15 protein-coding genes are annotated in these 12,934 nt (G+C 71.8%); 13 read left to right on the top strand and 2 right to left on the bottom strand.

Annotated features, from left to right (window positions below; genetic code table 11):
* Nucleotides 1–10: 10 nt before the first annotated feature.
* From LQ326_RS34850 to LQ326_RS34800, 11 genes are all read left to right on the top strand, one after another.
* Complete coding sequence (locus LQ326_RS34850; RefSeq protein ID WP_181807568.1) at nucleotides 11–400, top strand: GntR family transcriptional regulator; 390 nt, start codon at nucleotides 11–13, stop codon at nucleotides 398–400.
* Entirely contained in the window at nucleotides 397–1,278 is an 882-nt protein-coding gene (locus LQ326_RS34845; protein ID WP_234543077.1) for an ABC transporter ATP-binding protein, read from the top strand. Before LQ326_RS34850 ends, LQ326_RS34845 begins: the two co-directional genes overlap by 4 nt.
* Nucleotides 1,275–2,201: an ABC-2 membrane transporter-related protein gene (locus tag LQ326_RS34840; protein WP_234543076.1), complete on the top strand. Its 927-nt coding sequence runs from the start codon at nucleotides 1,275–1,277 to the stop codon at nucleotides 2,199–2,201. Before LQ326_RS34845 ends, LQ326_RS34840 begins: the two co-directional genes overlap by 4 nt.
* Entirely contained in the window at nucleotides 2,198–3,055 is an 858-nt protein-coding gene (locus tag LQ326_RS34835) for an ABC-2 membrane transporter-related protein (protein WP_234543075.1), read from the top strand. The genes LQ326_RS34840 and LQ326_RS34835 overlap by 4 nt, the downstream gene beginning before the upstream one ends.
* Nucleotides 3,052–3,510, top strand: a complete 459-nt coding sequence (locus LQ326_RS34830; RefSeq protein ID WP_234543074.1) for a hypothetical protein — start codon at nucleotides 3,052–3,054, stop codon at nucleotides 3,508–3,510. The genes LQ326_RS34835 and LQ326_RS34830 overlap by 4 nt, the downstream gene beginning before the upstream one ends.
* Before the next feature lie 14 nt (nucleotides 3,511–3,524).
* Nucleotides 3,525–3,821 carry a hypothetical protein gene (locus LQ326_RS34825; RefSeq protein ID WP_234543073.1) on the top strand — a complete coding sequence of 99 codons (297 nt, stop codon included), beginning with the start codon at nucleotides 3,525–3,527 and terminating at the stop codon, nucleotides 3,819–3,821.
* 196 nt (nucleotides 3,822–4,017) lie between these two features.
* Entirely contained in the window at nucleotides 4,018–6,375 is a 2,358-nt protein-coding gene (locus tag LQ326_RS34820; RefSeq protein ID WP_234543072.1) for an RNA degradosome polyphosphate kinase, read from the top strand.
* On the top strand, nucleotides 6,356–7,378 hold the full coding sequence (locus tag LQ326_RS34815; RefSeq protein ID WP_234543071.1) for a CHAD domain-containing protein: 1,023 nt from the start codon (nucleotides 6,356–6,358) through the stop codon (nucleotides 7,376–7,378). Before LQ326_RS34820 ends, LQ326_RS34815 begins: the two co-directional genes overlap by 20 nt.
* Entirely contained in the window at nucleotides 7,375–7,791 is a 417-nt protein-coding gene (locus LQ326_RS34810) for an NUDIX hydrolase (protein ID WP_234543070.1), read from the top strand. Before LQ326_RS34815 ends, LQ326_RS34810 begins: the two co-directional genes overlap by 4 nt.
* Before the next feature lie 469 nt (nucleotides 7,792–8,260).
* Nucleotides 8,261–9,115, top strand: a complete 855-nt coding sequence (locus LQ326_RS34805; protein WP_234543069.1) for an SCO4651 family lipoprotein — start codon at nucleotides 8,261–8,263, stop codon at nucleotides 9,113–9,115.
* A gap of 117 nt (nucleotides 9,116–9,232) precedes the next feature.
* Entirely contained in the window at nucleotides 9,233–9,400 is a 168-nt protein-coding gene (locus LQ326_RS34800) for a hypothetical protein (RefSeq protein ID WP_234543068.1), read from the top strand.
* Between the two features lie 24 nt (nucleotides 9,401–9,424).
* On the opposite strand, the gene LQ326_RS34795 is transcribed toward LQ326_RS34800, so the two are convergent.
* Nucleotides 9,425–9,790 carry a metal-sensitive transcriptional regulator gene (locus LQ326_RS34795; RefSeq protein ID WP_234543067.1) on the bottom strand — a complete coding sequence of 122 codons (366 nt, stop codon included), beginning with the start codon at nucleotides 9,788–9,790 and terminating at the stop codon, nucleotides 9,425–9,427.
* 197 nt (nucleotides 9,791–9,987) lie between these two features.
* On the opposite strand from LQ326_RS34795, the gene LQ326_RS34790 reads away from it, so the two are divergent.
* Both LQ326_RS34790 and LQ326_RS34785 read left to right on the top strand, forming a co-directional pair.
* The gene (locus tag LQ326_RS34790) at nucleotides 9,988–10,608 is read left to right on the top strand and encodes a DUF47 domain-containing protein (protein WP_132892118.1); all 621 of its coding nucleotides are present in this window, start codon (nucleotides 9,988–9,990) and stop codon (nucleotides 10,606–10,608) included.
* 7 nt (nucleotides 10,609–10,615) lie between these two features.
* On the top strand, nucleotides 10,616–11,614 hold the full coding sequence (locus LQ326_RS34785) for an inorganic phosphate transporter (protein ID WP_234543066.1): 999 nt from the start codon (nucleotides 10,616–10,618) through the stop codon (nucleotides 11,612–11,614).
* A gap of 6 nt (nucleotides 11,615–11,620) precedes the next feature.
* Here the strand turns inward: LQ326_RS34785 and LQ326_RS34780 are convergent.
* A partial coding sequence (locus LQ326_RS34780) for an IS200/IS605 family accessory protein TnpB-related protein (RefSeq protein WP_234543065.1) occupies nucleotides 11,621–12,934 on the bottom strand: 1,314 nt, incomplete at its 5' end.

The following is a 12,934-nucleotide window of genomic DNA, read 5'->3' as shown; positions in this document are numbered from 1 at the left end:
GGTTGTACGGGTGGTCGAGTACCGCATCGACCGGCGCTCCGGCGTCGCCACCTACGTCCAGATCGTCCAGCAGACCAAGCAGGCCCTCCGCCTGGGGCACCTCCGGCCGGGAGACCGGCTGCCCACCGCCCGCGAGGTGGTCGAGGCCACCGCCATCAACCCCAACACCGTTCTGAAGGCCTACCGGGAGCTGGAGCGCGAGGGCCTGGTCGAGGCCCGTCGCGGGCTCGGCACGTTCGTGAAGCGCGCCCTGGGCGCCGCCCCGACGGCCGAGTCGCCCCTGCACGGGGAGCTGGAGGACTGGGCCGCCCGGGCCCACGCGGCCGGCCTGGACCGCGAGGACGTGGCCGCGCTCTTCACCGCCGTACTCGAAAAGCACTTCCAAGGAGAGAGTTCATGACCGACACCGCGATAGCGGCGTCCGCGCTCGGCAAGCGGTTCGGCCGGCGCGGGGGCTGGGCGCTGCGCGACTGCACCTTCCGGCTGCCCGCCGGGCGGGTCTGTGCCGTCGTCGGCCCCAACGGGGCGGGCAAGTCCACGCTCCTCGCCCTCGCAGCCGGTCTGCTGGGCGCCACCGAGGGCGAGCTGACCGTCCTCGGCACCACCCCGGCCCAGGCCCGCACCCGGATCGGCTACGTCGCCCAGGACAAGCCGCTCTACCCGCAGCTCACGGTCGCCGAGACCCTGCAGATGGGCGCCGACCTCAACCCGGAGCGCTGGGACGCGGCCGCCGCCGAGCGGATCGTGGCCGCCGGCGACCTGAACCCGAAGTCCCGGGTCCGCGCCCTCTCCGGCGGCCAGCGCACCCGGGTCGCGCTCGCCCTCGCCCTCGGCAAGCGGCCCGGCCTGCTCCTCCTCGACGAGCCGATGGCCGACCTCGACCCGCTCGCCCGGCACGAGCTGATGGGCGTGCTGATGGTGCAGGCCGCCCAGCACGGCACCACCATCGCGATGTCCTCGCACGTGGTGGCCGAGCTGGAGGACTCCTGCGACCACCTGCTGCTGATCGGCGGCGGCCGGGTCCGGCTGGCCGGCGAGATCGACGATCTGCTGGCCGCCCACACCCGGGTCAGCGCCGACGCCGACGCCGACCTCGCCGCGCACACCGTCGTCGAGTCCCGCACCACCGGCCGCCAGCTCAGCGCCCTGATCCGCCCGGCCGGACCGCTGCCCGACGACTGGCGCACCGACACCCCCTCCCTGGAGGAACTGGTCCTCGGCCACCTCCGCAACCCCGGGGCCCCGGCCCTGGCCCCGGCCGAGGAGGCCGTCGCGTGACCGCCCTGTCCGCACCCGCACCCGCACCCGCACCCGCTGCCACGGCCAGGCCACACCTGACCCGCTGGGTGCTGCGCCTGCACCGCCCCGCGCTGTACGTCTGGACGGCTCTCGTCCTGCTCAGCACCGTTCTGCTGCTTCTGCTGCACGGCCCGTTCGCGGACGCGGCCGCCGAGGGCTGGCGCCGGTTCGACAGCTGCGGGTTCAACACCGTGTGCCGGTACGACCAGAGCGCGATCCTGCGCTACAAGGACTGGTACAACTACGCCACCCTGGCCGTGGCCGCGGTGCCCTTCCTGACCGCCGCCTGGGCGGGCGGCGCGCTCTTCGGCAAGGAGCTGGAGTCCGGCACCGCCCAGCTGTCCTGGGCCCAGTCCAGCACCCCGGTCCGCTGGCTGTCCGTGCGGCTGGCGACCGCGGCCGTCCTCGTCACCGCGGGGACCGGCCTGCTGGCCTGGCTGCACCACCTGGCCTGGGCCGCGGGCCGGGGCCGGATCGACAGCGCCAAGGACTGGTACGACATGGGGACGTTCCTCACCGGCGGCCCCACCCTCGGCGCCCTGTCCCTGGCCGGGCTCGCGGCGGGCGCGCTGGCCGGGCTGCTGTGGCGGCGGACGCTGCCCGCGCTGGCCTTCGGCACGCTGCTCACCGGCGTGATCGGGGGCACGGCCCAGCTGCTGCTGCCCCATCTGTGGCCGACGCTGGGCCGCAGCGGGCACGGCTATCCCACATCGCCCGCCGGCTCCTGGACGGTGAGCCAGGGCGGGAACACGGCTTTGTACCATGTCACATACCATCCGTACTCCCACTACTGGCCGCTCCAGCTCACCGCCACCGCCCTCCTCCTGACCGTCACGGCCGTTCTGACCCTCGCCTGCTTCGTGGTGCTGCGCCGCCTGACCGGCAGGGCGGCCGCCCGATGAGCGCCCTGCCCCCGGCCGGCGGCGGACTGCCCCGGACCGTGCTGCGACTGCACCGGGCGGCCCTGCTGACCTGGACCGTGTTCGTGGTGGGCGTGAGCGGCTGGCTGGCGTGGCTGACGAAGGTCACCGCGTACGACCCGGGCAGCAAGGGCCCGTCCTGCTACGACGTCTGCGTCGACGGGTTCAGCTACCCCGTGCAGCTGAGCTGGGCCGGCGACCTGATCGACTACGGCTTCGTCGGCGTCGCCGCCTTCGCGGGCGGCGCCCTCATCGGCCGGGAACTGGAATCGGGGACCGCGCGGTTGGCGTGGACACAGGGCGTCACCCCGGTCCGCTGGCTGGCTGCCAAGCTGGCCCTGCCCGCCCTCGCGGTCACCGTCGGCGGCACCGTCCTGAGCCTGGTGTTCCGCTGGGCCTTCGCCGCCCACCCGGACCTGTCCTGGGAGAACTGGACCTGGGCCATCGCGTTCACGGCCCGCGGCCCGCTGCTCGTGGCGTACGCCCTGTGCGCGCTCGCCGTCGGCACCCTCACCGCGCTGTGGCTGGGCCGCGCGCTGGCCGCGCTCGGGACCGCCGCCGGGGCGATGTGGCTGTTCAGCGCCGTGCTGACGTACTACCGCCCCTACCTGTGGCCCGCCCTCACCCGTACCGGGCCGCACGCCTTCGACCTCCCCGACGGCACCTGGCTGGTGAGCGAGGGCTCGAACTCCCACGGCCGCTTCGCCACTTACCACCCCGCCTCCCACTACTGGCCCCTCCACCTCACCGAGACCGCGATCGTCCTCACCGTCGCCGTCCTCGCCACCCTCCTCTCCTTCCGCCTTCTCAAGCACCGCACGGAGTCCCCCGCATGACCGCCCCGTCCGCCGCTCCAGCGGCCCCGCACCGCTCCCTGCGCCGGCTGCACCGCCCGGCGCTGCTCGGCTGGACCGCGTTCGTGCTGCTCGTGGCGGGCCTCCTGCTCTGGCTGTACTTCTCGGAGGTACCGGCCGAGCGGGCCTGCCAGGGCTTCCACTTCTCCGCCTCGGGCCAGTTGCCCGCGTGCGGCTATTCGGCGCTCACCGACGCCGAAAACGTCTTCAACTTCCTCGGCGAGACCCTCAGCTACCGAACACTTGCCCAGTGCTCCACCCTTCAGGGTGGAGGTGAAGGGCATCCTGCCCTCAGTGGCCCGGAGGCCGCAGCGACAGGGCTAGGATCGCCTCATCCGATGACGGAGTCGTCGGATCTACCGCCGGACGGGCGGAAAGTGACGCCTGTGGAGGCCCCTGTAAGACCGATCTCCCCGGAGAGCGGCAAGGGCCGGTGAAGCAGGAACCCGAGGTGGCACCGCATAGCGGTGCGGACCGGAATCTCCTGCCCTCGGGCAGGAGAGGGCGTCAAGCCTGTGTCGCCGTCGGCGCCCTCGCCGGGACCGCGCTCGGCCGCACTCTCCCGGCGCTCGGCGCGGCCGCCGTCGTCACACTCGTGATCAGGCTGTACCTGCGCGAGGCGTGGCAGCCGCTGCACGGGCCGCTCGGCTTCTGGGCCGTGCACCTGCTCGCCACCGCGATGGTGCTCGCGGCGGCCGCCGCGGCCACGGCTGGCACGTTCTCCCTCTTGTGCCGCCGGGCCCGCTGAGGAACCCCCGGCCCCGCGCGTCCCCCGGACGGGGGAAGGACGTACGGTGCCGGTGGGAAGGTCGTACAGGATCGTCACTTTCGTGATCCGCCATGCCCGCGCGGGCTGACCACAGACGTCCGCGAGCCGCTCCCCGCTATCCCGCACGCCATGTCTTCGTAACCGCTGGTTCAGACGGACTTGCGACGCTCAGCCAATGAAGCCCGCCGTGCCAGAGCCTTCACCGCCCCCCGAGGGGGTCGCGGGAAACGGGGTCGTCCGGCTCCCACCCGCGCGTTCCGACGCGCCTGTGACGGCCCGGGCGCGGAAGAATGGTGTCATGAGCCAGCAGAACGCCCAGGCAGCCGAGGTCCAGCCCGCCCAGCCCTCCGTGGGCTCCATCGCCGCGCACCGCCCGCACGCCGTGGCCGCCGCGGTCTCCGACCTGGAACCCGACATCGACGCCGACCTCGACGGGTACGAGGAGTCGCAGGCCGACGGGGGCCAGCTGCCCCAGGGGCGCTTCCTCGACCGGGAGCGCAGCTGGCTCGCGTTCAACGAGCGGGTGCTGGAACTCGCCGAGGACCCGAACACTCCGCTGCTGGAGCGGGCGAACTTCCTGGCGATCTTCGCGAGCAACCTGGACGAGTTCTTCATGGTCCGGGTGGCCGGCCTGAAGCGCCGGATAGCCACCGGCGTGGCCACCCGGTCCGCCTCCGGGCTGCAGCCGCGCGAGGTGCTGGAGATGATCTGGGCCCGCTCCCGTGAGCTGATGGCCCGGCACGCCGCCTGCTACCACGAGGACGTCGCCCCCGCGCTCGCGGAGGAGGGCATCCACCTGGTCCGCTGGGCCGAGCTCACGGAGAAGGAGCAGGCGCGGCTCTTCACGCTCTTCAGGCACCAGATCTTCCCCGTCCTGACCCCGCTGGCGGTCGACCCGGCGCACCCCTTCCCCTACATCTCGGGCCTCTCCCTGAACCTGGCCGTGGTGGTACGCAACCCGGTCAGCGGCCACAAGCACTTCGCCCGGGTCAAGGTGCCGCCGTCGCTGAACCGCTTCCTCGAGAGCTCCCCGGGCCGGTACGTCCCGATCGAGGACGTCATCGCGGCCCACCTGGAAGAGCTGTTCCCGGGCATGGAGGTCGTGGAGCACCACGCCTTCCGGCTGACGAGGAACGAGGACCTGGAGGTCGAGGAGGACGACGCGGAGAACCTGCTCCAGGCCCTGGAGAAGGAACTCATGCGGCGCCGCTTCGGGCCGCCGGTGCGCCTGGAGGTCGAGGAGTCCATCGACCGCGAGGTGCTCGACCTGCTGGTACGCGAGCTGAAGATCGGCGAGGCCGAGGTCTACCCGCTGCCCGGCCCGCTCGACCTGACCGGCCTGTTCCGCATCGCCGGCCTGGACCGGCCGGAGCTGAAGTACCGCAAGTTCATCGCCGGCACCCACCGGGACCTCGCCGAGGTGGAGTCCGCGTCCGCGCCCGACATCTTCGCCGCGCTGCGCGAGCGGGACGTGCTGCTGCACCACCCGTACGACAGCTTCTCCACCTCGGTGCAGGCCTTCATCGAGCAGGCCGCCGAGGACCCGGACGTCCTGGCGATCAAGCAGACCCTGTACCGCACCTCCGGCGACTCCCCGATCGTCAACGCGCTCATCGACGCCGCCGAGGCCGGCAAGCAGGTCCTCGTCCTGGTCGAGATCAAGGCCCGCTTCGACGAGCACGCCAACATCAAGTGGGCCAAGCGCCTGGAAGAGGCCGGCTGCCACGTGGTGTACGGCCTGGTCGGCCTGAAGACCCACTGCAAGCTGTCCCTGGTGGTCCGCCAGGAGGGCGAGACGCTACGGCGGTACAGCCACGTCGGCACCGGCAACTACCACCCCAAGACCGCGCGCCTGTACGAGGACCTCGGCCTGCTCACCGCCGACCCGCAGGTGGGCGCCGACCTGTCCGACCTGTTCAACCGCCTCTCCGGCTACTCCCGCCGGGAGACGTACCGCCGCCTGCTGGTGGCCCCCAAGTCGCTGCGCGACGGACTGGTCGCGCGCATCGAGAAGGAAATCCAGCACCACAAGGCCGGGCGCCCCGCGTTCGTCCGCATCAAGGTCAACTCGATGGTCGACGAGGCGATCGTCGACGCCCTGTACCGGGCGTCCATGGCGGGCGTGCCGGTCGACGTCTGGGTGCGCGGCATCTGCGCGATACGGCCGGGCGTCACGGGCCTGTCGGAGAACATCCGGGTCCGCTCGGTCCTCGGCCGCTTCCTGGAGCACTCCCGGGTCTTCGCCTTCGGCAACGGCGGCGAGCCCGAGGTGTGGATAGGCAGCGCCGACATGATGCACCGCAACCTCGACCGCCGGATAGAGGCCCTGGTCCGGGTCACCGACCCGGCCCATCGAGCCGCGCTCAACCGGTTCCTCGAAAGCGGTATGTCCGACTCCACCTCCTCCTGGCACCTGGGCCCGGACGGCGAATGGACCCGGCACGCGACCGACGCCGACGGACAGCCGCTGCGCAACATCCAGGAGATGCTCATAGACGCCCGGAGGCGCCGGCGTGGCACAGCAACACCTTGAACCGACGGATCCGACGGCCCGGGCCGTGACCGGGGACGCCCTCGCGGGCTACCTGCGCGCCCAGGCCACGGAGTTCCTCCGCGCGCTGCGCCTGCACCGGGAGACCGGGACGGCGAGCGCGACGGCGGAGTCCGTCGACGCGGCCCGCGCGCTGCGCCGCTCCGCCCGGCGCATCAGCGGCAGCCTGCACACCTTCCGACCGCTCCTCGACACCGACTGGTCCGAGGAGATCCGCCCCGAACTCGCCTGGCTGTCGGGCACGTTGGGCCTTGAGCACGCCTACGAGGGGCGGCTGGAGCGCCTGTTGCTGGCGCTGCACCGCCTCTCCGGCTCGACGGCCCTGCCCGCCCAGGCCACTTCGGAGGCGGGGACCGAGCGCGGCAACCTCACCGTCGGCGCGGCCAAGGCGGGCGCCCTGCTGGACCGCCAGCTCACCCTCGCCCGCACCCGCGCCCACTCCACCGCCCTCCAGGCGCTCGGCTCCGCCCGCTTCCACGCGGTCGCCGACAAGGTCGCGGTGCTGGCCAGCGAGGTCCCGCTGACGGCCGCGGCGCCCACCACCGACCTGCGCCCGCAGGCGGCGGCGGCCGAGGAACGCCTCACCGACGCCATCGCCGCGCTCCCCCTGGTCACCGCCGGCCACCCCTACAACGCGGAGGCCCTGGTCCACGGCCTGTCGCCGGACCCGGCCCCGCACCCCCAGGACGGCCCCTGGCACCAGGTCCGCCTCCTGCTGCGCCTGCACCGCTACGCCCGCGAGGTGGTGTGCGGCGAGGGCGCGCCGGTGGACGTACGGCTGCTCGCGGCCGGCCAGGCCCTGAACCGGCACCGGGACGCCTCGGAAGCCGCCGCCGCGGCCGCCGCGGCGGCCCGCACCCCGCGCATCGCCCCCGCGACGGCCTACGCCCTCGGTGTCCTCCACGCCGACCAGCGGCACGAGGTGGAGGCGGCCCGGTTCGCGTTCCAGCAGGCGTGGCAGAAGCAGCGAGTGGAGGCCGTGTGAGCGACACGCCGGTGCAGGCGGCGGGCTGCGTCCTGTGGCGCCGCTCGCCGGTCGACGGCGACCTGGAGATCTGCCTCGTCCACCGCCCCAAGTACGACGACTGGTCCCACCCCAAGGGCAAGCTCAAGCGCGGCGAGGACGCGGGCACCGGCGCGTTGCGCGAGGTGGCCGAGGAGACCGGCTGCACAGCGACCCTGGGCAGCGAGCTGTCCACCGTCCACTACTACGCCAACGGCCGCCCCAAGGAAGTCCGTTACTGGTCCGGCGAGGCAGCGGAGGGCCACTTCACCCCGAACCACGAGGTGGACCGGATCCTGTGGCTGCGCCCACCCGACGCCCGCCGCCGCCTGACCCAGCCGCGAGACGCCCAGCTGGTGGACGAGTTGCTGGCCGCGCTGCACAACCCGCAGTAGGGGGAGCGCCCCAAAGGGGGCGAGCCGCACGGGGGCGCGGGCTGCAGCGCCCCGCAGGGGGCGCGGGGCTGTGTCGATCTGCGGCTCCGCCGCGATGGGGGTCCCCCCGCTCGAGCGAAGCCGAGAGTGGGGGAGCGACAAGCCCCCGCCGGCCGGCACCGGACTCACCCGCCTCAGCCACCCCCGGCCAAGTGCCCCTCCGCATCGGTCCGCGCCAGGCTTCTCGCTCTCCTCGCCGGCCCCCGCCACCCACACGTGCACCGCGCGAAACAGAACCGCCCCTGTTCCACCGTGCCCGCATCGTGCCCCGCCCCTTGCAGGACCCGCCCGGAACCGTCTTCCTGCGCCACATCGACAACGTTACCCATGCCTGCCGAAGCGCAAGTATGCGTGACGGCCCCACCCACCCCTCGTTAAGCGGAACGACGCGGGACCCGTGACGGACGTACCGGCTGGGGGTAGGCAGGCGATGAAACGGCGGCAGCACTGGCGCGCTGGAAAGACGGCCGTCACCGTAGGACTCGTGGTCGGCCTCGGCGCCTGCGCCACCGGCTGCGGCGGCGCCACGGCGGAAGGCGCCAGCGGCACCACCGGCGACACCCCGGTCACCCTCCTGAAGCGCACGGCGGACACCCTGCGCGCCACCGGCACCTCCCAGGCCACGACCTCGATGGAGATGGCAACCGGCGGCACCCGGGTCACCATCCGCGGCAAGGGCGTCTACGACTACGACCGGCAGCTCGGCAAGCTCACGATCGTCCTCCCGCAGGACCCGGCCGGCGCCTCCGAGCACCGCCCGATCACCGAACTCCTCGCCCCGGGCGCGCTGTTCATGAAGAACCGGGGCGCCGGAGTACCCGCCGACAAATGGGTCCGCGTGGAGACCTCGACCCTCTCCGACGGCAATCTGGTCACCGGCGGCGCGACCGATCCGTTCGCGGCGGCCGAGCTGCTGCGCGGCACGCGCTCGGCGACGTACGTGGGGAGGACCGAACTCGCCGGGACCGAGGTCCGGCACTACCGCGGCACCGCCGACCTCGCGGCCGCCGCCCGCTCGGCGTCCGCCGGCAACAGGGCCGCCCTGGCGTCCGCGGCACAAGGGTTCGCCACCGCCGAGGTCCCGTTCGACGTGTACCTCGACGACCAGGGCCGGATCCGGAAGCTGCGGCAGCGGTTCAGCTTCGTCAACGACAGCGGCAAGGGCACGGTGGCGGTCGCCTCGACGACGCTGCTGTACGGATTCGGCACTCCGGTGGACGTGCAGCTGCCGCGCGCCGCGGACATCTACGCGGGCCGGATCGCCGAAAACCAGCCGACGCGCTAGGCCGACGCACTAGTCAGGGGACCGCTCTGTCCGACCTGTGAACTAGCCCGTCCGTGCCATGCGCGTTGTGTAGACCGCTGCCTACTCTAGAGAGTCGGTGACGGCAGAGAAGAGGTGATGCACGTGGCTCCGGTCGGCGGTACGGCAGTTCAGGACCACGTGGCCCTCGCCGAGATCGAGCTGTGCGGAGAGCTGATGATCGCGGCGTCGGCCGCCGAGGACCGGCTCAGCCTGGAGAGCATCGACGAGGTGCTGCGCGTGGGCGAGGAGGGCGACGCCCGCTGATTCAGGCCAGGTGACCGGGCCCGGTCAGGTCCGCAGCAGGCGGGCGATGGCCTGGGTGGCCTCCTCGACCTTCGCGTCGATCTCCGACCCGCCCTCGGCGGCGCCCTGAGCGGAGCTCTCGATGGCCGCCGTGGCGACGCAGTGCCGCAGGTGCTCCTCGAGCAGTTGCAGGGCGAAGGACTGCAGGGCCTTGGTGGAGGCGGAGACCTGGGTGAGTATGTCGATGCAGTAGGTGTCCTCGTCGACCATGCGCTGCAGACCCCGGATCTGGCCCTCGATCCGGCGCAGCCGCTTGAGGTGCTCGTCCTTCTGCTTGTGGTAGCCGTGCGTGGTCGGCGCCGGCCCTCCGCTCGTGGAGGGTGTCGTGGCGCCCGCCTCGGTGGTCGTCATCGCGTCCTCCGTATCGTCGAGACATATACCCCTGCCGGGTATATGGTAACGAACTTTGCTGGGTATAGGGCCCTCGGGACGCCCCCGTGATGATCGCCGAGCCCCATGGGCGAAACTGGAGGGCGGCCCATTAGCCGTGGCCGGATGATGCGCTTAGCATCACCCTGACCGAAACCCATGCATACCGAGGACCCCAAGTGCGCTTTCGTCTGACCCCCAGGGAGACGAGCTTCTATGACATGTTCGCCGCCTCCGCGGACAACATCGTCACGGGCTCGAAACTCCTGATGGAACTGCTCGGGGCGGACGCGTCTGCCCGGGCCGAGATCGCGGAGCGCATGCGGGCAGCGGAACACGCAGGTGACGACGCCACGCACGCGATCTTCCACCAGCTGAACTCCTCGTTCATCACGCCCTTCGACCGCGAGGACATCTACACCCTCGCGTCCTCCCTCGACGACATCATGGACTTCATGGAGGAGGCCGTCGACCTGGTCGTCCTCTACAACGTCGAGGAACTGCCGAAGGGCGTCGAACAACAGATCGAGGTGTTGGCGCGGGCCGCCGACCTGACGGCCGAGGCGATGCCCCACCTGCGCACGCTGGACAACCTCACCGAGTACTGGATCGAGGTGAACCGCCTGGAGAACCAGGCGGACCAGATCCACCGCAAGCTTCTCGCCCACCTCTTCAACGGCAAGTACGACGCGATCGAGGTGCTGAAGCTCAAGCAGATCGTGGACGTCCTGGAAGAGGCGGCGGACGCGTTCGAGCACGTGGCGAACACGGTGGAGACCATCGCCGTCAAGGAGTCCTGACCCGTCGATGGACACCCTCGCGCTCGTCGTGACCATCCTGGTCGCGCTCTTCTTCACGTATACGAACGGTTTCCACGACTCGGCGAACGCGATCGCCACCTCGGTCTCCACCCGGGCGCTGACGCCGCGCGCGGCCCTCGCGATGGCGGCCGTGATGAACCTCGCGGGCGCCTTCCTGGGCTCCGGGGTCGCCAAGACGGTCAGTGAGGGCCTGATCGAGACCCCCAAGGGCTCCACGGGCATGGGCATCCTCTTCGCAGCGCTGGTCGGCGCGATCGTCTGGAACCTCGTCACCTGGTACTTCGGCCTGCCCTCGTCCTCCTCCCACGCGCTGTTCGGCGGCCTGGTGGGGGCGGCGCTGGCCGGCGGCACATCCGTCCTCTGGAACGGCGTCGTCGACAAGGTCATCATCCCGATGTTCCTGTCGCCGGTGGTCGGCCTGATCCTCGGCTACCTGGTCATGACGGCCATCATGTGGCTGTTCCGAAGGACCAACCCGCACAAGGCGAAGCGGGGCTTCCGTATGGCCCAGACCGTCTCGGCGGCCGGCATGGCCCTCGGCCACGGCCTTCAGGACGCCCAGAAGACGATGGGCGTCGTCGTCATGGCACTGGTGATTTCCGGCCATGAGACGTACGGGGACCCGATCCCGGCCTGGGTCAAGGTCGTCTGTGCTCTCATGCTCTCCCTCGGCACCTACGCCGGCGGCTGGCGCATCATGCGCACCCTCGGCCGCAAGATCATCGAACTGGACCCGCCACAGGGCTTCGCGGCCGAGGCGACGGGCGCGTCGATCATGTTCACCACGGCGTACCTCTTCAAGGCGCCGATCTCCACCACCCACGTCATCACCTCGGCGATCATGGGCGTCGGCGCGACGAAGCGCGTGAACGCGGTCCGCTGGGGCGTGGCCAAGAACATCGTCCTGGGCTGGTTCATCACGATGCCGGCGGCGGCACTGGTCGCGGCGGCGGCGTTCGGCGTCGTGGACCTCGTGTTCCTCTAACCGTTCCTAGGGACTGAGTGGGAGTGAGTCCTGTTGCCAGGTCTCGTGCTCAGCCGAGCGCCCCGGACGGTGTTGGGCGTTCTGGTCGACCGCGTTCGCTGCGCGTCCGGCGCCGACGGATCGTGTCCGTGGTCCGGGGATGCGGGGGCGGTGTCCCTCACGCCCCGGGGCCACCGATACGGCCTGGACAGTCCGATGCCCCTGTCCATCGCTCCGGTGAGCAGGGGGCGGTGCCGTCCGACGCCGGATCGGGTGTCCCAGGGCGCGTCTTCCGATGGCCACGGCGGCCGCGTCGTGGCGGGTGGGTTTCCTGCTTGCGGTGGTGAGCGGTTGCTGCCAGTGCTGGGCGCCCCAGCGGCTGGTGTAGGCGGGGTCGACCGCGATGACGGGGATGCCGAGTTCCGTCGCCATGGACACGAGCCGGGCCCGGAGCCGGGCCACGGGCATGCCGGAGATCAGGTTCCGGAACCGTTTGCGGCGGCCGTGTTTCTCCCGGGTCTTCTCCGCGGTGAAGTCGAGGTCCTCGACGGCGATCGCGAGGCCGTGCCGCCGGGCGAAGTGCAGCAGTCGGATCAGGGCATGCCTGACCTGGGCGTCACGGTGACCGGCGGTGCCGGTGAGGTCGTAGCCGAAACGCAGCGGTTCCCCGACGGGGTTGCCGTGTTCGTCCAGACGCCAGGCTGCCAGGTGGTCGGCGTTGGTGTCCACGCCGACCACACCCCTCGCGCGGGCCGCATCCAGCGGGATCGTCTGGACGGGTGGCAGGGTCCAGGACGCGGTCAGGTACCAGCGCCCCCGCCCGGTGTCCTCGTGGATGCGGTAGGCCACGGCCCGGTTCGTGCTGACGCGGTCGGCCCACTGCCCGCCCCGGTGCGCGAACGACACCCGGGCGGCCAGGACATAGCGGCCGTGCGGCGCGTTCGCCAGATACGCCAGCGGGCCGGGGAGCTTGAGGGAGACCTCGCCGTCAAGGCTGACGCGGATGGTCTCGTTGCCGTACCGCTTGCCGGACTCCCCGTCGGCCTGGAGGAAGCGGCGTCCGGCCCGCCAGCGGCGGCGCCATTCGGCTTCACAAAGCCCGGCGGCCTCAAGGTGGTGGCGGGTGTTCAGCAGCCGCCTGCCGCCGCGCACCACATGCACGATGCCGGCCTCCCAGTCGGCCCATGCCGCCTGAAGCCGGTCTTCGAGGACCCGCAGACGCCGGGACTTCGCGAACCACTCCCGCCCGCTGCGGTAGCCGCCGGGCGCGCGCTTGGATCCCTTCTCACCCACGGGCAACGACAGCCGGTGGCCGATGGTGCGCACACCGGCCTCCAGACC

The sequence above is a fragment of the Streptomyces shenzhenensis genome (assembly GCF_021462265.1).
Lineage (GTDB): Bacteria > Actinomycetota > Actinomycetes > Streptomycetales > Streptomycetaceae > Streptomyces > Streptomyces shenzhenensis.
The sequence above is the reverse complement of the archived record's forward strand: the minus strand, read 5'-3'. Positions and strand labels throughout refer to the sequence as shown.

Coding starts and splice junctions, on each gene's coding strand:
- LQ326_RS34845 (WP_234543077.1), top strand. CDS start 397: ATGACCGACACCGCGATAGCGGCGTCCGCGCTCGGCAAGCGGTTCGGC.
- LQ326_RS34820 (WP_234543072.1), top strand. CDS start 4,018: ATGAAGCCCGCCGTGCCAGAGCCTTCACCGCCCCCCGAGGGGGTCGCG.
- LQ326_RS34835 (WP_234543075.1), top strand. CDS start 2,198: ATGAGCGCCCTGCCCCCGGCCGGCGGCGGACTGCCCCGGACCGTGCTG.
- LQ326_RS34830 (WP_234543074.1), top strand. CDS start 3,052: ATGACCGCCCCGTCCGCCGCTCCAGCGGCCCCGCACCGCTCCCTGCGC.
- LQ326_RS34805 (WP_234543069.1), top strand. CDS start 8,261: ATGAAACGGCGGCAGCACTGGCGCGCTGGAAAGACGGCCGTCACCGTA.
- LQ326_RS34795 (WP_234543067.1), bottom strand. CDS start 9,790: ATGACGACCACCGAGGCGGGCGCCACGACACCCTCCACGAGCGGAGGG.
- LQ326_RS34785 (WP_234543066.1), top strand. CDS start 10,616: ATGGACACCCTCGCGCTCGTCGTGACCATCCTGGTCGCGCTCTTCTTC.
- LQ326_RS34800 (WP_234543068.1), top strand. CDS start 9,233: ATGCACGTGGCTCCGGTCGGCGGTACGGCAGTTCAGGACCACGTGGCC.